At 58.4% G+C, this 19,991-nt stretch carries 18 protein-coding genes; 12 read left to right on the top strand and 6 right to left on the bottom strand.

Annotation, left to right across the window (positions count from 1 at the left end; genetic code table 11):
• Positions 1 to 57: 57 nt before the first annotated feature.
• The 3 genes from CVE23_RS20925 to CVE23_RS20915 all read left to right on the top strand — a co-directional run bounded on the left by CVE23_RS20925 (position 58) and on the right by CVE23_RS20915 (position 2,741).
• Positions 58 to 729 (top strand): amino acid ABC transporter permease, encoded by a 672-nt coding sequence (locus CVE23_RS20925; RefSeq protein ID WP_038664688.1) that lies wholly within the window; start codon positions 58 to 60, stop codon positions 727 to 729.
• Between the two features lie 9 nt (positions 730 to 738).
• The gene (locus CVE23_RS20920; RefSeq protein WP_038664692.1) at positions 739 to 1,500 is read left to right on the top strand and encodes an amino acid ABC transporter ATP-binding protein; all 762 of its coding nucleotides are present in this window, start codon (positions 739 to 741) and stop codon (positions 1,498 to 1,500) included.
• 80 nt (positions 1,501 to 1,580) lie between these two features.
• Positions 1,581 to 2,741, top strand: a complete 1,161-nt coding sequence (locus CVE23_RS20915) for a M20 peptidase aminoacylase family protein (protein ID WP_100850272.1) — start codon at positions 1,581 to 1,583, stop codon at positions 2,739 to 2,741.
• A gap of 633 nt (positions 2,742 to 3,374) precedes the next feature.
• On the opposite strand, the gene hemY is transcribed toward CVE23_RS20915, so the two are convergent.
• The 4 genes from hemY to hemC all read right to left on the bottom strand — a co-directional run bounded on the left by hemY (position 3,375) and on the right by hemC (position 7,491).
• Complete coding sequence (hemY, locus tag CVE23_RS20910; protein ID WP_100850271.1) at positions 3,375 to 4,571, bottom strand: protoheme IX biogenesis protein HemY; 1,197 nt, start codon at positions 4,569 to 4,571, stop codon at positions 3,375 to 3,377.
• A gap of 2 nt (positions 4,572 to 4,573) precedes the next feature.
• Positions 4,574 to 5,701, bottom strand: a complete 1,128-nt coding sequence (gene hemX, locus CVE23_RS20905; protein ID WP_100850270.1) for a uroporphyrinogen-III C-methyltransferase — start codon at positions 5,699 to 5,701, stop codon at positions 4,574 to 4,576.
• Between the two features lie 111 nt (positions 5,702 to 5,812).
• The gene (gene hemD / locus CVE23_RS20900) at positions 5,813 to 6,553 is read right to left on the bottom strand and encodes a uroporphyrinogen-III synthase (protein ID WP_100850269.1); all 741 of its coding nucleotides are present in this window, start codon (positions 6,551 to 6,553) and stop codon (positions 5,813 to 5,815) included.
• Positions 6,550 to 7,491 carry a hydroxymethylbilane synthase gene (gene hemC / locus CVE23_RS20895; protein WP_100850268.1) on the bottom strand — a complete coding sequence of 314 codons (942 nt, stop codon included), beginning with the start codon at positions 7,489 to 7,491 and terminating at the stop codon, positions 6,550 to 6,552. The genes hemD and hemC overlap by 4 nt, the downstream gene beginning before the upstream one ends.
• A gap of 326 nt (positions 7,492 to 7,817) precedes the next feature.
• Between hemC and CVE23_RS20890 the strand changes: the two genes are divergently transcribed.
• Positions 7,818 to 10,376 (top strand): class I adenylate cyclase, encoded by a 2,559-nt coding sequence (locus CVE23_RS20890; protein ID WP_038920490.1) that lies wholly within the window; start codon positions 7,818 to 7,820, stop codon positions 10,374 to 10,376.
• Between the two features lie 79 nt (positions 10,377 to 10,455).
• Here CVE23_RS20890 and cyaY read toward each other — a convergent pair whose 3' ends face one another.
• Positions 10,456 to 10,776: an iron donor protein CyaY gene (gene cyaY, locus CVE23_RS20885; protein WP_038664732.1), complete on the bottom strand. Its 321-nt coding sequence runs from the start codon at positions 10,774 to 10,776 to the stop codon at positions 10,456 to 10,458.
• Positions 10,777 to 10,853: 77 nt separating this feature from the next.
• Between cyaY and lptM the strand changes: the two genes are divergently transcribed.
• The 8 genes from lptM (at position 10,854) to CVE23_RS20845 (ending at position 19,054) form a co-directional block, all read left to right on the top strand.
• On the top strand, positions 10,854 to 11,018 hold the full coding sequence (lptM, locus tag CVE23_RS20880) for an LPS translocon maturation chaperone LptM (RefSeq protein WP_303313299.1): 165 nt from the start codon (positions 10,854 to 10,856) through the stop codon (positions 11,016 to 11,018).
• 88 nt (positions 11,019 to 11,106) lie between these two features.
• Positions 11,107 to 11,931, top strand: coding sequence for a diaminopimelate epimerase (dapF, locus tag CVE23_RS20875; RefSeq protein ID WP_038664735.1), 825 nt, complete (start codon positions 11,107 to 11,109; stop codon positions 11,929 to 11,931).
• Complete coding sequence (locus tag CVE23_RS20870) at positions 11,928 to 12,629, top strand: DUF484 domain-containing protein (RefSeq protein ID WP_100850267.1); 702 nt, start codon at positions 11,928 to 11,930, stop codon at positions 12,627 to 12,629. Before dapF ends, CVE23_RS20870 begins: the two co-directional genes overlap by 4 nt.
• Positions 12,626 to 13,534, top strand: a complete 909-nt coding sequence (xerC, locus tag CVE23_RS20865; RefSeq protein ID WP_100850266.1) for a tyrosine recombinase XerC — start codon at positions 12,626 to 12,628, stop codon at positions 13,532 to 13,534. The genes CVE23_RS20870 and xerC overlap by 4 nt, the downstream gene beginning before the upstream one ends.
• Positions 13,534 to 14,250, top strand: coding sequence for a 5-amino-6-(5-phospho-D-ribitylamino)uracil phosphatase YigB (gene yigB / locus CVE23_RS20860; protein ID WP_100850265.1), 717 nt, complete (start codon positions 13,534 to 13,536; stop codon positions 14,248 to 14,250). Before xerC ends, yigB begins: the two co-directional genes overlap by 1 nt.
• Positions 14,251 to 14,336: 86 nt before the next feature.
• A complete protein-coding gene (gene uvrD, locus CVE23_RS20855; protein WP_038664747.1) occupies positions 14,337 to 16,499 on the top strand; it encodes a DNA helicase II in 2,163 nt (720 codons plus the stop codon).
• 369 nt (positions 16,500 to 16,868) lie between these two features.
• Positions 16,869 to 17,819: a magnesium/cobalt transporter CorA gene (corA, locus tag CVE23_RS20850; protein WP_022635229.1), complete on the top strand. Its 951-nt coding sequence runs from the start codon at positions 16,869 to 16,871 to the stop codon at positions 17,817 to 17,819.
• A 176-nt stretch (positions 17,820 to 17,995) separates the two neighbouring features.
• On the top strand, positions 17,996 to 19,054 hold the full coding sequence (locus CVE23_RS20845; RefSeq protein ID WP_038920483.1) for an AbrB family transcriptional regulator: 1,059 nt from the start codon (positions 17,996 to 17,998) through the stop codon (positions 19,052 to 19,054).
• Here CVE23_RS20845 and rarD read toward each other — a convergent pair.
• Positions 19,013 to 19,933: an EamA family transporter RarD gene (rarD, locus tag CVE23_RS20840; RefSeq protein ID WP_100850264.1), complete on the bottom strand. Its 921-nt coding sequence runs from the start codon at positions 19,931 to 19,933 to the stop codon at positions 19,013 to 19,015. The two genes, CVE23_RS20845 and rarD, sit on opposite strands and share 42 nt — an antisense overlap.
• Positions 19,934 to 19,991 lie beyond the last annotated feature (58 nt).

The raw sequence follows: 19,991 nt of genomic DNA, 5'->3' as shown, positions 1-19,991 counted from the left end.
CAACTCCTGTGACGCCAGCCTGATTTGCGGCTGGCGTCAGTGTTAATGGTATGGCCCATGAATATCGATCTTTCCTACCTGCTGAAAGTTTTTCCCCAGGTGTTGATGTACTTGCCCACCACGCTGTTGCTGGCGGTGGTGTCGATGCTGTTTGCCATCGTGCTGGGACTGGTGCTGGCGCTGGTTCGCGAGAGCCGGTTCGTTGTGGTGACGAAACTGGTGGAACTCTATATCTCGCTGTTTCGCGGTATTCCATCGCTGGTTCAGTTGTTCATCATCTATTTCGGGTTGCCGCAGCTGTTTCCGTCGCTTAACGGCCTATCCGCCATGACGGCGGCGATTATCGGCTTTAGCCTGAAAAACTCGGCGTATATGGCGGAGATCTTCCGGGCGGCGCTGGCGTCCGTGGATTTCGGGCAAACGGAAGCCGGCCTGTCGGTAGGGATGAACAAGGCACAGATTTACCGCCGCATCGTGTTGCCGCAGGCGATGCTCAATGCGCTGCCTGCTACCGGCAACACCTTTATTTCGCTGATCAAAGACACCTCGGTGGCCTTTGCGCTCGGTGTCTCGGAACTGTTTGCCGAAGGCAAGATGATCGCCGCCGAATCGCTGCGCTTCTTCGAAACCTTCCTGGTGGTGGGGCTGATTTACTGGCTGCTCATCATGGTTTACTCCTGGTTGCAGTCGCAACTGGAGAAGAAACTGAGCCATTCACGGCAGCGTTAAGGAGCCGACATGATTAGCGTAAAAAATCTGACTAAACGTTTTGGCGACCAGGTGGTGCTGAACAATATCAGTCTGGATATCGCCCAGGGCGAGGTGGTGGCGATCATCGGGCCGTCCGGCTCAGGCAAGTCCACCCTGTTGCGTTGCCTGAATCTGCTGGAAAGGCCAGAGTCCGGCACCATTACCATCGGCGATCAGTCGCTGGATACCAGCCGTTATACCGGCAAGGAAGAGTATGCGCTCAGACGTCAGACGGCGATGGTGTTCCAGAATTACAACCTGTTCAAGAACAAGACCGCGCTGGAAAACATCACCGAAGCCCTGATTGTGGTGAAGAAGATGCCGAAAAAGCAGGCGGACGAGATTGGGCTGTCGCTGCTGGAGCTGGTGGGGCTGTTGCCGCAGGCGCATCAGTACCCGGTGACGCTGTCCGGCGGCCAACAGCAGCGTGTCAGCATCGCTCGTGCGCTGGCGGTGGATCCGAAGGCGATCCTGTTTGATGAGCCGACCTCGGCGCTTGATCCGGAACGCGTGCATGAAGTGCTGCAGGTTATCCAGAAACTGGCGGGGCAGAACACCACCATGGTGATCGTGACCCATGAGATGCAGTTCGCCAAAGAAGTGGCGGACCGGGTGATCTTCATGGCCGACGGGCACATCGTGGAACAAGGGCCGGCGGAGAAAGTGATCAGTTTCTCCGACAACCCGCAGACCCGCCGCTTCCTGCGACAGCTGACTAACATTCAGGAACCATCAGAGTTCGATATCTGATCGATAACGTATTCACCTGCAGGCTCGACTCGTCGGGCCGCCCTGTCAGACAGGGCTGAAAAAAAGAGGAGTGACCTTACATGAAAGTGCATGCCCAGCATGAGCCGTTGGCACAGTTTATTCAGGCGTTCCGGCACGATCTGCATCAGCATCCGGAGCTGTCTAATCAGGAGTTTGAAACCACGCGGAAAATTCGCGCCGTGCTGGAAAAAGAGGGGATTCGCATCCTTGACCTGCCGTTGAAAACCGGCCTGGTGGCGGAAGTAGGCGGTCTACAGGACGGCCCGCTGGTGGTGGTGCGATCCGACATCGACGCCCTGCCGATTGAAGAAGAGTCCGGCGTCGAATTCAGTTCGAAAAATACCGGTGTGATGCACGCCTGCGGGCATGATTTCCATTCTTCGGCGGCGCTGGGTGCGGCGATTCTGCTCAAACGTATCGAGCCGCAGCTGAAAGGTACCGTGCGTATTCTGTTTCAGGCGGCCGAAGAAACCGGGCTGGGTGCGCCGGAAGTGATCGCAGTCGGCGCGCTGGACGGCGCGACCGCTATTTTTGGCATTCATAACGACCCAACGCTGCCGGTCGGCGTAATTGGCGGTAAAGACGGCGCGCTGACCGCCGGGGTGGACCGTTTTGAAATCAAGATTGCCGCTAAAGGCTGTCACGCCGCCAAACCGCACGAAGGTAATGATCCGATCATTATTCTGGGGCAGCTGATTTCCGCGGTGCAGACCATTATTAGCCGCACCGTGCCGTCCGATAATAATGCGGTGGTGTCGATCACTCAGGTACATAGCGGCAGCACCTGGAACGTCATTCCGGATACCGCCTACGTAGAAGGAACGGTGCGTACCTTCAGTCAGGCGGTACGCGACCTGATTGAACAGCGTTTCCGCCAGATTGTGGCCGGTATCGCCAGCACCTTTGGCGCGGAAATCGAGTTTATCTGGCACGCCGGGCCGCCATCGGTGGTGAACACGCCGCGCTGGGTGGATTTTGCGCTGCAGGTCGCTGATGACGAAGGGTTTGAGGCGCGTCGCGTCGAAGCCAGCCCCATCGGCGAAGATTTTGCGTTCTACCAGCAGAAGCTGCCGGGCACCTTTATGATGGTAGGCTCCGGCGGCCCTTACGCGCTGCATCACCCCAAATTCCGGGTGGATGATAGTGCGCTGTTCCCCACCGCGCACTATCTGTATCAGCTGGCGAAGCAGAGCCTGGAACAGTTGTCGCAGACCGCCTGATTACCCGTCAGCATCCTATCCATGACAACGGCCACGGTTATCCGTGGCCGTTTGGTTTGAGTCGTCAGCGAAAGGCGACTTGTGGCTTTTCGGCGACAGTTCGGGTGTATTCGTGTCGTCAAAGAGAGACATATAACTGGTTGAATTCTAAAGAATATAAACGACGGTGTTGGTAGCGTCTCTGATTAGCGACAGTATTGGTGAAGAATGTCTGATTTTTCAGCAGGTTAGTTATGCGGGAATTAAACAGTGATTTGTATTTAATTACTTATTTATCAATGAGTAGTATTTTGTTTTCTGGTTTTCTATGAAGTTGGCATCATTCATGCTTTATTAGAAGTGTAGATGCTCATTCCACCTTCTATGCTTGCTTCGGCTTCATAAACCTGGGAATGACGCAGAGCCATTTACGGTGCCTAACGTCCGATTATTGATGAAGTGCTGCTTCATCGCTGTTGGACGTAACGTTGAGTGGGGCACCTTAAAGTTGTCTTTCAGACCTGATTTTTATTGCACGCTTGTCGCTGGTCGGCAAGCGTTTTTTTTTCGCCATTATTCTGCTAAATCATAGCGTTATCAGATCGTGTTATCAGGGAGAGAAGACCGGCGCTGGAGCGCGCCGGTTCGGGCCGGTCAGGCGTCGTGGGGCGATTGTAGCGTCAATAACAAACCGTCACGCCGCATGCGGGCCGCGTCTTCAGGGCGCTTCAGCCGATCAAACGCGTCGGCGCACCAGGCGTAGTCATAGGCGTCCGGTCGCAGCGCCAGTGCGGCGGAGAAGGCATCACTGGCCTGTTGCCATTCACCATGCTTCGCCAGCAACTGCCCCAGCGTACTGTGCAACAGCGCATCATCGCTGTGCTGTTTCAGACGCTGACGCAACAGTTTTTCCAGCGGTTCCGGCTGACCGGCATTGAGCCTGGGGATCAGCTGTACCAGCCGGTAGTCAAACTGCTGCTTCAGCCCGTCGACAATGATGTCCTGTGCGGTGACGTGGTCATCGCACACAATCAGCCGCTCGGCCATTGCCACCTGCATCGGCAGCGCCTGACGCACTTTACGCGGCTGATTTTTCCACCACTGTTTCAACCCTTCGCTGCCGCCTTCCGCCATGGCCTGATCCATCAGGCCGATGGTGGCGCGCTGTTGCAATTCATCCAGATGGGATTCGTCATGCAGGCGGGTTTTACGCATGGCGGGCAGGATATCCAGCAACGCATTGTAGGCGTGGGTACGCAGGAATGCCTGTTCCGCCAGGCGCAGGACTTCCGGGTGGCGCGGTGCCACTTCCAGCAAACGGTCTACGCCGTGGCGGGCGGCGTGGTCTTCGTTACGGGCCAGTTGAATGCGCACGCGGGTGATATCCACCGGCAACTGGTCGCTGTCGGCGATTTCAGCCGCCCGCTCCAGATATTGCCGGGTACGGAACTCGTCGCCGCGCTGCTGGGCTGCTTCCGCCGCCAGCAGGTAGTTCACCACCGGCTGTTCCGCGTGGTCGGCATTGCGGGTCAGCAGTTTTTCCACCTGCAGATAATCGCCTTCGGTCAGTTTCAACAGCGCGGCTTTGGTCTGCTGACGCGCCCGGGTGCGTTTACGGCCGATGAACCAGCCGCGGGTACGGGCGCCGGTGCGGAATACTCGCCGCAGCAGCCATTCCACCGCCAGAAACGCCAGCAGAAACAACACCAGCATGATCACCAGCCCGGTGACGCTGGTTTCAATGTTGTAATTGTCGGTCTGAATCAGCACGTAACCCTGATGGCCGGCCAGCATCGGCCCCACCACAATGCCGGCGATCAGCACCACAAACAGCAGAAATACCTTCAGCATGTTCAGCCCTCCTGTGGTTTGGCGGATGGCTGCGCCAGCAGGTTACGGACTCGGGTTTGCATCAGTTTGTCCAGCAGCGGCTGGCTTTGCAGTTCATTCGGCACATCCATTGCTACCGACTGCTGACTCAGTGCGTCCAACTGGTCCAGAAACGCTTTGGTGGTCGGATCGCTTTCGTCAAAGTAGGCGCGTATCCAGGTCGCCGCCGTTTCCAGCGACTGCCGGTAGGTTTCGTTCTGGTGACGCGGCACCGCCTGTGCGGCGACCAGCAGGCGCGAGCGGATGTTTTCGCGCAGATACACATCCTGATTCGGCGCCAACAGCGGCTCGGCGCTGTCGTCGCGGCGACGAATGGTGATGAAGTCCGACAGGAAGTTGTGCCAGCTCTTGCTCAGGTTCTGCCGCCATTCGCTCAGTGAGGCCGACAACGTCGAGTCGCTTTCTTCCATCGGCGCTTCGTCGGTGTCGGTATCGGCCAGCCGCAGGTTGTCCACCTGATCCGCCAACTGGTTCACTTTAAGGATGATGCCGTCGAAATCGATCTGACTGACGCCGGCCAGCATGCCGATATCGTGAGTGATGGCCCGGCGCACGTCGATCAGGCTGGGGTCGTTCATGTCCGCCAGACTGGCGTCGGCGCTTTTGAGCAAGGCGCCGGCGGTGGTGACGTCTTTATCGCTCCACAGCTTGCGCCCGGCCTGTTTTACCAGAAAATCAGCCTGCGCCAGCAGCCAGGTTTTGGAGTCGCTGTTGGCGAGCGTAGCCAGTTTTTCCTGCATTTCGCCAGCCTGCCGGGTCAGGGTCGCCAGCCGTTGCTCATCGGCGCTCAGGGCTTTGGCCTGTTGGTCCAGCGTCTGTTGCCACTGCTGCTGCGCCTGTGATTGCTGTTTTTGCAGCGCAGCGAGTTGCTCCTGCAATTGGGTCAGGGCGGAACTCTGACGCGTCATCTGCTGGTGGGCGTAATAATAGACGCCGCCGCTCAGCGCCAGCGAAACCACGATGGCGATGGCGCCCAGCACAAGACCGTGGCGCGACGCACCGGAGGAGGGCGGCGATTTTTGCGGAGATGTGGGTTCAGCCCGTTCGACCACCTCTTCGGAGGGCGTTGAGGAGGTAATGTGTTCCGTCATATGAGTACATCCTATGATCAGGGTAATGGTAATTGTCCGGGTTACTATCTGGTTAGTTTACTATCTGGTTAGTTGTGTAACGGTATCAGTTGCATAACGACATCCGCTGCGTTATTGAAGCGCCCGCATCAGCGCATCGTTATCCGCGTTATCGGCGATCCGAATGTCACGCCAGCCCAGCTCGCGGGCCATTTCGGCCAGACGCTCGCTGACGACGACGACCCGGCAACCCGGTAGCCAGGTAGTTCGATAATAATCAGGCACTAAAGTATAGAACTGTTGCAGCATTTCTCCGCTGGTGATCACCAGCGTATCGATACCGAGATGTTGCCAGCGCTGGCATTGTTCCGCGCCGTCGTAAACCACCGGATTGCGTTGATAGCACTCGCAGTAACGCACCTGCGCGCCGCGCTGCTGCAAGGTATCGCCCAGCAGTTCCCGGCCGCCGTTGCCGCGCAGCAGCAACGCCTGTTTGCCCGCTACCTGCTGTAGCGCCGGCGACTGCAATAATGTTTCGCTGGTCGCGCGCTCCGGCGGGTAGAGCACTGGCAAACCGCTGACGGTATGCAGCGCCAGCCCGGTGGCGCGCCCCACCGCAAAATAGGTGAGCGTTTTGGGCCAGCCGGTTCCGGCGCGTGATAGCGCCGGGTCAGCGTATTCCACAACCTGCTGCGACAGGGCGAAGACCAGATCGCCGGGGCGTAGCGCTTGCAGCATGGTGGGCAGTTGCGGCAATTCGCTGCCCGGAGAAAATTCGATTAATGGACTGTGGTAGGCCTGCAGGCCTGCCATTCTGAGACGGGCTACCAACTGCTCACCCGCAGGAGAGGGACGGGTAACCAGAATCGTCATGACGAGGCTGCTCCATAAACGGATTGCAGGATGTCGCGTGCGCCGCGTTCAAGCAGTTCGTCCGCCAGGGCGATGCCAAGCTGTTCGGCATCCTGACGCAGCCCACGACGTTCCGCGTAAATAATGCGACTGCCGTCCGGCGCGCCCACCAGCGCACGTAGCCACAGCGTGTCGCCGTCCTGCAGTTCGGCGTAGCTGCCGATCGGAACCTGACAACCGCCTTCCAGCCGGGTATTCATGGCGCGCTCGGCCAGTACGCGCGTTGCGGTATCGTCGTGGTTCAGCGGCGCCAGCAGCGCGCGGGTTCGGGCATCGTCCAGCCGGCACTCCACGCCGACCGCGCCCTGACCGACCGCCGGCAGCGATTGCTCCGGACTAAGCGCGGTACGGATACGATCTTCCAGACCAAGGCGTTTTAGCCCCGCGACCGCCAGAATGATGGCGTCGTAGTCGCCGTTATCCAGTTTGGACAGGCGGGTGCCGACGTTGCCGCGCAGATCGCGGACCACCAGATCCGGGCGATGGGCGCGCAACTGGCACTGGCGGCGCAGGCTGGAGGTGCCGACGCAGGCGCCGACAGGCAGATAATCCAGCGTGGCGTAATGGTTGGAGACAAAGGCATCGCGCGGGTCGTCGCGCTCGCAGATGGTGACCAGCCCCAGACCCTCGGGGAATTCGACCGGCACATCCTTCATTGAGTGCACCGCGATATCGGCACGGTTTTCCAGCAGCGCCAGTTCCAGTTCTTTGACAAACAATCCCTTGCCGCCCACTTTGGCCAGCGGCGTATCCAGCAGCACATCGCCGCGGGTGACCATCGGTACCAGTTCTACCCGCAAGCCGGGGTGGCAGGCTTCGAGTCGTTGCTGAACAAAATGGGCCTGCCACAGCGCCAGCGGGCTCTGTCGGGTGGCGATTCTTAGAATAGTGTCTACCATGCTTGATACCGTTCTGATCCTTTCTTTCCATCGTACCATTGAAGGCGAGCCGGTGTCAGTTGCCCGGCCGTCGTGATGAGGGAAGGGAACGACAAAACCCCGTCGGGGGATAGCCGGGCGCGGCAAAAACGGCGATAATATGTTCAACGCTGAAGCATCAATAAACAAATCTGACTTTCTTTAGTTTCTTTACGCCCTTTCAGCAAGGTGTTAAATTGATCACGTTTCCAGCAATAATCTGCCCGCCATTCTTCTAATATCTATTCTGGACAGGTTGGGGAAACAACGGCTTCTTTATAGGCACTGGGATAAGCAGGCGAAACGTCTTGTACTTCTACATCGAGACACTGAAGCAAAGACTGGATGCGATCAACCAACTGCGTGTGGATCGTGCTCTGGAAGCAATGAAACCCGCTTTTCAGCAGGTTTACAGTCTTTTGCCAGTTTTATTACATCATCATCACCCGTTGATGCCTGGCTATCTGGAAGGCAAGGTTCCGCACGGCATTTGTCTTTTCTCCCCCGATGAAAAACAACAGCACTACCTCGACGGCGTGGAATTGCGCTGGGGCGAGCTGTCTGTGCCGGATCGCAAGGGCGAACTGCCGATCACCGGTGTCTATTCCATGGGCAGCACCTCGTCCATCGGGCAGAGCTGTACTTCTGATCTCGATATCTGGGTCTGCCATCAATCCTGGCTGGACAGCGAAGAGCGCCAGCGGCTGCAGCAGAAATGCTCGCTGTTGGAAAAATGGGCGGCCGGGCAAGGTGTCGACGTCAGTTTCTTCCTGATGGATGAAAACCGCTTCCGCCATAACGAGAGCGGCAGCCTCGGCGGCGAGGATTGCGGCTCCACTCAGCATATCCTGTTGCTGGACGAATTTTACCGCACCGCGGTGCGCATGGCGGGCAAGCGCATTCTGTGGAACATGGTGCCGGTGGAAGAGGAAGCCAATTATGATGAATTCGTGCTTTCCCTGTATGCCCGCGGCGCGCTGGCGCCGAACGAATGGCTGGATTTGGGCGGGCTGAGCGCGCTGTCGGCGGAAGAGTACTTTGGCGCCAGCCTGTGGCAGCTGTATAAAAGCATCGACTCGCCCTACAAGGCGGTGCTGAAAACCCTGTTGCTGGAAGCCTACTCCTGGGAATATCCCAATACCCGTCTGCTGTCGAGCGAGATCAAAGCGCGTCTGCATAAAGGCGAGATCGTGTCTTTCGGGTTGGACCCTTATTGCATGATGCTGGAGCGCGTCACCCAGTATTTGAACGCAATCAATGACCAGACCCGGCTGGATCTGGTGCGTCGCTGCTTCTACCTCAAAGTGTGTGAAAAACTCTCCCGCGAGCGCGCCTGTACCGCCTGGCGCCGCCAAATCCTGACGCAACTGGTGCAGGCATGGGGATGGAGCGACGAACGGCTGGTGATGCTGGACAATCGCGCCAACTGGAAAATTGGGCAGGTGCGCGAAGCGCATAACGAGCTGCTGGATGCGATGATGCAGAGCTATCGCAACCTGATCCGTTTCGCCCGCCGCAATAATCTGAGCGTCAGCGCCAGCCCGCAGGATATCGGGGTGCTGACCCGCAAATTGTATGCCGCTTTCGAGGCGTTGCCGGGCAAGGTTACGTTGGTTAACCCGCAGATTTCGCCCGACCTGTCAGAAACTAATCTGACCTTTATTTATGTTCCGGCGGGACGCGCTAATCGATCCGGCTGGTATCTGTACAATCAGGCGCCGTCAATGGACGCCATCATCAGCCATCAGCCGCTGGAATATAACCGCTATCTCAACAAGCTGGTGGCCTGGGCCTATTTCAACGGCCTGCTGACATCGTCCACCCGCCTGCACATCAAAGGGCATGAGCTGTGCGATATCGCCCGGCTGCAGGAACTGGTGTCGGATGTGTCCAGCCACTTCCCGCTGCGGGTGGCGGCTCCCACGCCGAAAGCGCTGTATAGCCCGTGCGAGATTCGTCATTTGGCGATTATCGTCAATCTGGAGCATGACCCGACGGCGACGTTCCGCAATCAGGTGGTGCACTTCGATTTCCGTCAGTTGGACGTCTTTAGCTTCGGCCAGCAGCAGCAGTGTCTGGTCGGCAGTATCGATTTGTTGTACCGCAATTCCTGGAATGAAGTGCGTACTCTGCATTTCAGCGGCGAACAGGCGATGCTGGAAGCGCTGAAAACCATTCTTGGCAAAATGCATCAGGACGCGGCGCTGCCGGAGTCGCTGGAAGTGTTCTGCTACAGCCAGCATCTGCGCGGGTTGATCCGGACCCGGGTGCAGCAACTGGTGTCCGAATGTATTGAACTGCGTCTGTCCAGCACCCGTCAGGAGCCAGGCCGTTTCAAAGCGGTGAAAGTCGCGGGCGAGACCTGGGGATTATTCTTCGAACGCCTGAGCGTATCGGCCCAGAAACTGGAAAACGCGGTGGAGTTCTACGGCGCGATTTCCAACAACAAGCTGCAGGGGCTGCCGGTTCAGGTGGAAACCAACCATATCCATCTGCCTCCGGTGGTGGACGGCGTCGCCAGCGAGGGAATTATCCAGTTCTTCTTTGAGGATCAACAGGATAATCAGGGATTCAATATCTATATTCTGGACGAGTCGAACCGGGTGGAAGTCTATCACCATTGCGAAGGCAGCAAGGAAGAACTGGTGCGCGACGTCAGCCGCTTCTATTCCTCGTCGCACGACCGCTTTACCTACGGCTCCAGCTTCATCAATTTCAATCTGCCGCAGTTCTATCAGATTGTTCAGTTGGACGGCCGCACGCAGGTAATCCCGTTCCGCAGCAGCGCGCTGTCTCATCTGTGCGTCACGCCATCGTCTGAAGACAAGAAGAATCTGGTGCTGAGCCAGCGCTTGCAGATGCTCTGATTCCAGAGCGGGAAATCCAGGATGAATGACAGTTGGGGCTAACCGCCCCAATCTGCTTTAGTCGAAATGGCAGTCTTTTTTAATCGAAATAAACGTCTTCGCCGCTCTGCTCCGAGCAGGCCTGCGCCAGCAGCGCCATGAAATCGCTGCCGCTGCGGTCGCAAATCCAACGGCCATTCTGATAGTCGAAGTGATAGCCGCCGCCTTTGGTCGCCAGCCACACCTGATGCATCGGCTCCTGCCGGTTAATCACGATCTTGCTGCCGTTCTCAAAACTCAGCGTCATCACGCCGCCATTAGTTTCGTAATCGATATCCGCATCGCCATCAAATCGATCCAGCGTTTCTTCCACCTTCAGCATCAGCGCGTCGGCCAATTGATGAAACTCGCTATCGTTCATATTCGATTCCTATTGATTTTCATGATCCACCTGCGATTATAGAGAGCATAGGTATCTGAATGACAGGTTTTAACGAAATGAAAACACTTTTTCGTCAGGGCGCGCTGGCATTGCTGGTGATGTCACTGGCTGGTTGTGGTTTGAAAGGCCCGCTTTATTTTCCGCCAGAGCAACCGGCTCCGGTTAAAAAAACGCAGCAGCAAAACACCCAGGCTCCGCAAGCATCGTCCGCCCGGCAGTAGCCGCCGCGGTACGCAGGGTGATTGAGGGTAATCTCGCGGGTCGCGACAGGGTCTCTGCCGCACCCGTTTAACGCAGCGGGGTCAGGAAATGCAGTTCTCCAAAATGCACGGTCTGGGCAATGATTTCATGGTTGTCGATGCCGTGACGCAAAATGTCTACTTTTCACCGGAGCTGATCCGTCGCCTGTCGGACCGGCATTGCGGGGTGGGATTCGATCAGTTATTGATCGTTGAACCGCCCTACGATCCCGAACTGGATTTTCATTACCGAATTTTCAATGCGGACGGCAGCGAAGTGGCGCAGTGTGGTAATGGCGCTCGCTGCTTTGCCCGTTTCGTACGCCTGAAAGGGTTGACCAACAAGCGTGAGATCAACGTCAGCACCCATAACGGTCGTATGGTGTTGTCGGTGACGGAAGACGAGCTGGTGCAGGTGAATATGGGCGAACCTAACTTCGAACCGCAGCAGGTGCCGTTCCGCGCCGCTAAGCCGGAAAAAACCTATATTCTTCGTGCCGACGAGCACACGGTGCTGTGCGGCGTGGTGTCGATGGGCAACCCGCATTGCGTGATTCAGGTGGACAATGTGGATACTGCACCGGTAGAGACGCTCGGGCCGCTGCTGGAAAGCCACGAACGTTTTCCGGAACGCGCCAACGTCGGTTTTATGCAGGTGGTTAACTCCGGCCTGATCCGGTTGCGGGTGTTCGAGCGCGGCGCGGGTGAAACCCAGGCCTGCGGCAGCGGCGCCTGCGGCGCGGTGGCGGTGGGGATTCAGCAGGGGCTGCTGGCGGCGGATGTCAAAGTGCAACTGCCGGGCGGCGAACTTGAGATTCACTGGGACGGTCCCGGCCACCCGCTGTTTATGACCGGCCCGGCTACGCATGTTTATGATGGGTTTATGCATCTATGAAGAACGTGGAAGAGCAGGCTGAACGTCAGGCGCTGACTGACGATCTGGTGTTGCAGTACCTGCGCCAGCACCCTGACTTTTTCATTCGCCATTCCCACCAGACTGAAACCATGCGTATTCCGCATCCGGTGCGCGGCAGCGTGTCGCTGGTGGAGTGGAAAGTCGCCCGCCAGCGCAAGCGCATTCAGTATCTGGAAGAAGAGATCGCCTTGCTGACGGAACAGGCTACCCGCAACGAGGAACTGTTCAGCCAGCTATTGCAATTGCAGATGGCGCTCTCTACCGCCGCGTCGTTGCAGGAATTGCTCGACAGGCTGCACCGCTGGGCGCGCAAACTGGGGCTGTCGGGTGCGGCTATCCGTTTGTTTACCGATCGCTGGCGTATCGGCGCGCCTTCCGATTTTACCCATCTGGCGCTTAACCGTACGGTGTTTGAGCCGCTGCGTATCCAGCGGCTGGGCGAACGGCATCATTATCTTGGGACGCTGAACGGCCCCGAACTGTTGCTGTTGTTGCCGCAGGCGCGCCATGTCGGCTCGGTGGCGCTGTCGCTGATGGGAAAAAACGGCGATCTGGGATTGCTGATTTTCAGCAGCCGCGACAGCCACCACTATCAGGACGGCATGGGCACCGATCTGTTGCAACATCTGGCGACGATTATCCCGGTATTGCTGGAGCGATGGATTGAACGCCTATGAACCCCGATTCCCCCCTGTCGGCGCCGGCCGAAGCCTTTCTGCGTTACCTGCGGGTTGAGCGGCAACTGAGTCCGCTGACGCAAAGCAGCTATGCCCATCAGTTACAGGTGATTATCGACATGTTGTCGGCGTCCGGCGTTGCCGATTGGCAGGCGCTGGATGCTGCCGGCGTGCGAGCGGTGGTGGCGCGCAGCAAGCGCGACGGGCTGAGCGCCGCCAGTCTGGCGCAGCGTCTGTCGGCGTTACGCAGCTTTCTTGACTGGCTGGTTGGCCGCGGCGAGCTCAAGGCCAATCCTGCCCGCGGCGTACCGGCGCCGAAAGCGGGTCGGCATCTGCCCAAAAACATGGATGTGGATGAAATGAGCCGCCTGCTGGATATCGACCTCAGCGATCCGCTGGCGGTGCGCGATCGCGCCATGCTGGAAGTGATGTACGGCGCCGGGCTGCGTCTGGCGGAACTGGTCGGGCTGGACTGCGGTCACGTCGATCTGGACAGCGGCGAAGTATGGGTGATGGGGAAAGGCAGTAAAGAACGCAAGCTGCCGATCGGTGCGACCGCCGTTACCTGGCTACGGAATTGGCTGGCGGTGCGGGATATTTACGCGCCGGAAGACGACGCGATATTCATCTCCAGCCTCGGTAAGCGCATTTCAATGCGCAACGTACAGAAGCGCTTTGCCGAATGGGGCGTCAAACAGGGCGTGAACAGCCATGTTCACCCGCACAAGTTGCGGCATTCGTTTGCCACCCACATGCTGGAGTCCAGCGGCGACCTGCGCGCGGTGCAGGAACTGCTGGGCCATGCTAACCTCTCCACCACCCAGATCTATACCCACCTGGACTTTCAACATCTGGCATCGGTGTACGATGCCGCGCACCCACGCGCCAGACGAGGTAAATCCTGATGTATTTTTATCGCCCGCTTGGTCGGATTGAGGCCATCACGTTCGATTTGGACGATACCCTGTACGACAACTATGAGGTTATCCGGCGAACGGAGCTGGAGTCGTTGCGGTTTTTGCAGAACTATCACCCTGGGTTGCGGGCGTTTACCAGCGAAGGATTGCGTCAGCTACGGCAGGAACTGCTGGCGCAGGAGCCGGAGGTTTATCACGACGTCACGCACTGGCGTTGGCGTTCCGTACATCTGGCGATGACCCGGGTGGGGATGTCGCCGGACGAGGCGGCCGCCGGCGCGGACGCAGTGATGGCGGAATTCGCCCGCTGGCGCAGCCGTATCGCCGTGCCGCAGGAAACCCACGATACATTGCGCGCGCTGGGGCAACGCTGGCCGCTGGTGGCGATCACCAACGGCAATGCCGATCCGCACGCCTGCGGTCTTGGCGATTATTTCCGGTTTATTTTGCGCGCCGGTCCGGATGGCCGCTCAAAGCCCTGGCATGATATGTATCAACGGGCCGCCGAACGGCTGAATTTACCGTTGCATAACCTGCTGCATGTGGGGGATGATCTGACCACCGACGTGGCCGGCGCCATTCGCAGCGGCGTACAATCCTGCTGGATTAATCTGCGTGACGGCAACCTGATGCAGATTCACGATTCCCGGCTGCTGCCGCATGTGGAAATTTTCAGCTTGGCATCGCTCACCACGTTGCTATAATTCTGCTATTTTTACTGTATAGATAACCAGTGGAATTTGTCTCCGATCCGGAGGCCGGGTTCCTCTTTGACGGATAACCGACGCCTATGGACGTATCTGACCTGCTCGACAGTCTGAATGATAAACAGCGTGACGCCGTGGCGGCGGCGCGCAGCAACATGCTGGTACTGGCTGGCGCAGGCAGTGGCAAAACCCGCGTGCTGGTTCATCGCATCGCCTGGTTGCTGACGGTGGAAAACTGTTCGCCTTATTCGATCATGGCGGTGACCTTCACCAACAAGGCGGCGGCGGAAATGCGCCACCGTATCGATCAACTGCTCGGCACCAGTCAGGGCGGGATGTGGATCGGCACGTTCCACGGACTGGCGCATCGACTGCTGCGCGCGCACCATCTGGATGCCGGCTTGCCGCAGGATTTCCAGATTCTGGACAGCGAAGATCAGTTGCGGCTGCTCAAACGTCTGATCAAGGCGCTGAATCTGGATGAGAAGCAGTGGCCGCCCCGTCAGGCGATGTGGTACATCAACGGCAAGAAAGACGAAGGGCTGCGGCCGCAGCACATCGACAGCTACGGCAATCCGGTGGAGCAGACCTGGCTGCGCATCTATCAGGCTTATCAGGAAGCGTGCGATCGCGCCGGGCTGGTGGATTTCGCCGAATTGCTGCTGCGCGCCCACGAATTGTGGCTCAACAAACCGCATATCCTGCAGCATTACCGCGACCGTTTTAACAACATTCTGGTGGACGAGTTTCAGGATACCAACCGTATCCAGTACGCCTGGATTCGCCTGCTGGCCGGCGACAGCGCCAAAGTGATGATCGTCGGCGACGATGACCAGTCGATCTACGGCTGGCGCGGGGCGCAGGTGGAGAACATCCAGCACTTCCTGCGCGATTTCAGCGACGTAGCCACCATCCGTCTGGAGCAGAATTACCGTTCCACCGCCAACATCCTCAATGCCGCCAACGCGCTGATTGCCCACAACGGCGACCGGCTGGGCAAGAACCTGTGGACCGATGGCATCGAGGGCGAACCGATTTCGCTGTATTGCGCCTTTAACGAACTGGACGAAGCGCGGTTTGTGGTCAGCCGCATCAAGGTGTGGCAGGAAGCGGGCGGCGCGCTCAGCGAATGCGCCATTCTTTATCGCAGCAACGCCCAGTCGCGCGTACTGGAAGAAGCGTTGTTGCAGCAAAGCCTGCCGTACCGGATTTATGGCGGCATGCGCTTCTTCGAACGACAGGAAATCAAGGATGCGCTGTCTTATCTGCGGTTGATGACCAACCGCAACGATGACGCCGCCTTTGAGCGTGTGGTCAATACGCCGACGCGCGGCATCGGCGATCGCACGCTGGACGTGGTGCGCCAGACGGCGCGCGACCGCCAGTTGACGCTGTGGCAGGCCACGCGCGCGTTGTTGCAGGAAAAAGTGCTGGCCGGGCGCGCCGCCGCCGCGCTGCAACGTTTTCTGGAACTGGTGGATGCGCTCGCCAGCGATACCGCCGATTTACCGCTGCATGTGCAGACTGACCGGGTGATCCGCGATTCCGGGTTGTGGAGCATGTACGAGCAGGAAAAAGGCGAGAAGGGTCAGGCGCGGGTGGAAAACCTGGAAGAACTGGTGACGGCGACCCGCCAGTTCAGCTATCAGGACGAAGATCAGGACTTGCTGCCGCTGCAGGCGTTTTTGTCTCATGCCGCGCTGGAAGCCGGCGAAGGGCAGGCGGACGCCTATCAGGACGCGGTGCAATTGATGACGCTACACTCCGCCAAAGGGCTGGAGTTCCCGCAGGTATTCGTCGTCGGCATGGAAGAGGGGATGTTCCCCAGCCAGATGTCGCTGGATGAAGGCGGCCGTCTGGAAGAAGAACGCCGGCTGGCCTACGTTGGCGTGACGCGCGCCATGCAGAAACTGACGCTGACCTACGCCGAAAGCCGCCGTCTGTACGGCAAGGAAACCTATCACCGTCCGTCGCGTTTTATCGGCGAACTGCCGCCGGAGTGCGTGGAAGAGGTACGGCTGCGCGCCAGCGTCTCGCGCCCGGTCAATCATCAGCGGCTGGGGACGCCAATAAGCCAGAGCGATAGCGGTTATAAGCTGGGGCAACGGGTGCGCCACGCCAAATTCGGCGAAGGCACCATTGTTAATGTGGAAGGCAGCGGCGATCACTGCCGGATCCAGGTGGCGTTTGCCGGTCAGGGCATCAAATGGCTGGTGGCCGCGTATGCCCGTTTGGATACGGTATAACGCGTTCATGCCGTGATGGGAGCGGTGTTCAGTCTGAGTTCACTGGATGTTACGGTTGGACACAGACTAATCATCTGTTTGTATGTTGACAGCCTTTTTCATCTCGGCGTAACATGCGCCCATCATTATTCCCGGAGGACCCACGCCTTGGACACACCCAGTCGATACTGGCTCAATAACCTACTGATTAGGTACCACTTCTAAGGCTATCTTCCCTGAGCTGATAGCCTTAGCGGTTGTCAGCGATATTGTTTGTCGCATCGAGTCAGCACCGTCTCACGGCCTGAAACCTGATGGTGACTTTTCCACCCTGTTTCTGTGTTTCAATCGCGTTTTGTCCCTCTTTGTTACATTTTGGGAGCATGGCTTATGCTGAGCGCATTCAAACTCGATAACTGCCGTTTAACTCGCCTGGAACTGGATGAAAGCAACGACCTGACCACCTCGCTATGGGTGGATTTGGTCGAGCCGGACGTCGAAGAGCGAGATTTGGTGCAGAATCAGCTGGGGCAAAGCCTGGCGACCCGACCGGAACTGGAAGACATTGAGGCATCGGCCCGTTTTTTCGAAGATGAAGACGGCCTGCACATTCACTCCTTTTTCTTTTATGAAGACGCGGACGACCACGCCGGCAACTCCACGGTGGCGTTCACCATTCGCGATGGCCGTTTGTATACGCTGCGCGAACGCGAACTGCCGGCTTTCCGTCTTTACCGCATGCGCGCCCGCGCTCAGACGCTGGTCGACGGCAACGCCTACGAACTGCTGCTCGATCTGTTTGAAACCAAAATCGAGCAGCTGGCGGACGAAATCGAAAACATCTACAGCGATTTGGAATCCTTAAGCCGGGTGATCATGGACGGCCGTCAGGGCGACGAATATGACGACGCGCTATCGACGCTGGCGGAGCAGGAAGATATCGGCTGGAAAGTACGGCTGTGTCTGATGGATACCCAGCGCGCGCTCAACTTCCTGGTGCGCCGCGCCCGGTTGCCGAGCAGTCAGTTGGAACAGGCGCGCGAGATCCTGCGCGACATCGAATCCCTGTTGCCGCACAATGAATCGCTGTTCCAGAAGGTCAACTTCCTGATGCAGGCGGCGATGGGTTTCATCAACATCGAGCAGAACCGCATTATCAAAATCTTCTCGGTGGTATCAGTGGTATTCCTGCCGCCGACGCTGGTGGCGTCCAGCTATGGCATGAACTTCGAATTCATGCCGGAACTGAAATGGGCCTATGGCTATCCGGGCGCGATGCTGTTGATGCTGCTGGCCGGTCTGGCCCCGTACCTGTATTTCAAACGCCGCAACTGGCTGTAACGCCAACGCCCTTTTCTCCGACAGGCGACTCGTTGCCCGCAAGGCCGACGAGTCCCTGGCCCGATTTCCTCCGACAATTGTTGATAACGGACAGATTTCGCACGGATAGATGCCCGTCTGACGGGCTTCCGGGGTAGAATCGCCTCTCTGCTTTGATGTTGTAACAGGTGCTGTGCATGGAGAGGTTTCCCGCGTCGACACAATGGTTCATGCTGCTGGCGGTTTCGTTGGTGTTGGGTTTTGGTCTGCAGATTTACCATGTTCCGGCGGCGCTGCTGCTGGGGCCGATGTTGGTAGGGGTGGTGATGGGTCTGAACGGCGCCACTATCCGTATTCCCCGTCCGCTGTTTTTCGCCAGTAATGCCGTGCTGGGCTGTCTGGTGGCGCAAAGTCTCTCCCTGTCCATTCTGACGCCGCTGGTAAAAGAGTGGCCGCTGGTACTGTTTATCCTATTGTCGACGCTGGTTGCCAGCGGGCTGTCGGGCTGGTTGCTGATGCGCTACAGCGAGCTGCCGGGCACGACCGGCACCTGGGGCGCCTCTCCGGGCGGCGCGTCGGCGATGGTGGCGATGGCGGGGGATTTCGGCGCCGATGTGCGGCTGGTGGCGTTCATGCAGTACCTGCGGGTGCTGATGGTGACCGCGGCGGCGGCGTTTGTGGCGCGCGCCAGTCTTGGACAAGGCGCACAAGCCAATAGCGCGCTGCTGGTCTGGTTCCCCTCGCTGGACTGGCGTTTCCCGGCCACGCTGGCGGTGGCGTTTAGCGGCGCCTGGATTGGGCGGCGGCTGCGCATTCCTTCCGGCCAATTGCTGGGGCCGATGATCATCGGTTCCATGCTGCATTCCACCGGTACGCTGGCGTTACAGACGCCGGAATGGCTGCTGGCGCTAGCCTATGCCCTGATTGGCTGGAGCGTCGGCCTGTCGTTTACCCGCCCCGTTTTTCTGCTGGCGCTGCGCACCCTGCCGAAAATGATGATGTCGATTGTCACGCTGATGTTGCTGTGCGGCGGAATGGCGCTGATGATAACGCATTTGTTGTCGGTGGATATCCTGACCGCCTATCTGGCGACCAGCCCCGGCGGGCTGGACTCCATCGCTATTATCGCCGCCGGCAGCCGGGTGGATATCGCGTTCGTTATCGCCATGCAGACGTTGCGCCTGTTCTCCACCCTGATTTTCAGCCCGATTTTGTCACGTTACATCTCGCGCCACGCTGTGGCTGGCGCGGCGTAACCGTCGCTGGGTATAGAGCGCGTCGAGCGTGAACACCGCCAGCGCCAGCCAGATGAAGGCGAAGGTGACTAATCGGTCCGACGTGATGGTTTCGCCGTACACCAGCACCGCCAGCAGGAAGGTCAGCGTCGGCGCCAGATACTGAAAGAAGCCCAGTGTAGACAACCGCAGCCGCATGGCGGCCGAGGTAAACAACAGCAGCGGCACCGTGGTGACGATGCCTGCCGCCATCAGCAGCACATTCAGCGACATCGCGTTTTGGCTGAGGTGGCTGGTGGGCGAATCGGCCAGCCATTCCAGATAGACCAGCGCGGCGGGCAGCAGCCACAGGGTTTCGAACAGCATGCCGGTCTGGCCGTCGATAGCGATCTTTTTACGCAGCAGACCGTAAAATCCGAAACTGAAGGCCAGCGTGAGCGCGATGACCGGCAGCGAGCCGAGCGTCCACAACTGCACCAGTACGCCGCACACCGCCAGCATCATCGCCAGCCATTGCGTTGGGCGGAACCGCTCCCCGAGAAACAGCATCCCCAGCAGCACACTGACCAGCGGGTTGATGAAGTAACCCAGGCTGGCTTCCAGCATATGGTTATGGTTGACCGCCCAGATGTAAATCAGCCAGTTACAGGCCACCAGCATGGCGGTGATCGCCAGCAGCAATAGCTGGCGCGGCCGGCGGCAGGCGTTGCGCACCACGCCCCATTTACGGCTGAGGCTCAGCAGCAACAGCATGAAAAAGAACGACCAGATAATACGGTGGCTGAGAATTTCATCAGCCGGCACTTGCCCGAGCTGTTTGAAATAAACCGGGGCAATCCCCCAGATGATATAAGCGCCGAGGGCGAACAGTACCCCCTGGCGGTGTTGTGGCATACTCATTGATTAGAAACCAGATAAACCGCAGATGAGCATCCAGTGTACCGGACCACGGCGCGGG

Origin of the sequence: Dickeya fangzhongdai, from assembly GCF_002812485.1 — a bacterium.
Lineage (GTDB): Bacteria > Pseudomonadota > Gammaproteobacteria > Enterobacterales > Enterobacteriaceae > Dickeya > Dickeya fangzhongdai.
Note: the sequence above shows the minus strand (reverse complement) of the source record. Positions and strands in the feature narration are given on the sequence as shown.

Excerpts from the sequence above, each read along its gene's own strand:
- CVE23_RS20925 (WP_038664688.1), top strand. The coding sequence starts at position 58 with ATGAATATCGATCTTTCCTACCTGCTGAAAGTTTTTCCCCAGGTGTTG.
- CVE23_RS20920 (WP_038664692.1), top strand. The coding sequence starts at position 739 with ATGATTAGCGTAAAAAATCTGACTAAACGTTTTGGCGACCAGGTGGTG.
- CVE23_RS20915 (WP_100850272.1), top strand. The coding sequence starts at position 1,581 with ATGAAAGTGCATGCCCAGCATGAGCCGTTGGCACAGTTTATTCAGGCG.
- hemY (WP_100850271.1), bottom strand. The coding sequence starts at position 4,571 with ATGCTGAAGGTATTTCTGCTGTTTGTGGTGCTGATCGCCGGCATTGTG.
- hemX (WP_100850270.1), bottom strand. The coding sequence starts at position 5,701 with ATGACGGAACACATTACCTCCTCAACGCCCTCCGAAGAGGTGGTCGAA.
- hemD (WP_100850269.1), bottom strand. The coding sequence starts at position 6,553 with ATGACGATTCTGGTTACCCGTCCCTCTCCTGCGGGTGAGCAGTTGGTA.
- hemC (WP_100850268.1), bottom strand. The coding sequence starts at position 7,491 with ATGGTAGACACTATTCTAAGAATCGCCACCCGACAGAGCCCGCTGGCG.
- cyaY (WP_038664732.1), bottom strand. The coding sequence starts at position 10,776 with ATGAACGATAGCGAGTTTCATCAATTGGCCGACGCGCTGATGCTGAAG.
- lptM (WP_303313299.1), top strand. The coding sequence starts at position 10,854 with ATGAAAACACTTTTTCGTCAGGGCGCGCTGGCATTGCTGGTGATGTCA.
- dapF (WP_038664735.1), top strand. The coding sequence starts at position 11,107 with ATGCAGTTCTCCAAAATGCACGGTCTGGGCAATGATTTCATGGTTGTC.
- CVE23_RS20870 (WP_100850267.1), top strand. The coding sequence starts at position 11,928 with ATGAAGAACGTGGAAGAGCAGGCTGAACGTCAGGCGCTGACTGACGAT.
- xerC (WP_100850266.1), top strand. The coding sequence starts at position 12,626 with ATGAACCCCGATTCCCCCCTGTCGGCGCCGGCCGAAGCCTTTCTGCGT.
- yigB (WP_100850265.1), top strand. The coding sequence starts at position 13,534 with ATGTATTTTTATCGCCCGCTTGGTCGGATTGAGGCCATCACGTTCGAT.
- uvrD (WP_038664747.1), top strand. The coding sequence starts at position 14,337 with ATGGACGTATCTGACCTGCTCGACAGTCTGAATGATAAACAGCGTGAC.
- corA (WP_022635229.1), top strand. The coding sequence starts at position 16,869 with ATGCTGAGCGCATTCAAACTCGATAACTGCCGTTTAACTCGCCTGGAA.
- CVE23_RS20845 (WP_038920483.1), top strand. The coding sequence starts at position 17,996 with ATGGAGAGGTTTCCCGCGTCGACACAATGGTTCATGCTGCTGGCGGTT.
- rarD (WP_100850264.1), bottom strand. The coding sequence starts at position 19,933 with ATGAGTATGCCACAACACCGCCAGGGGGTACTGTTCGCCCTCGGCGCT.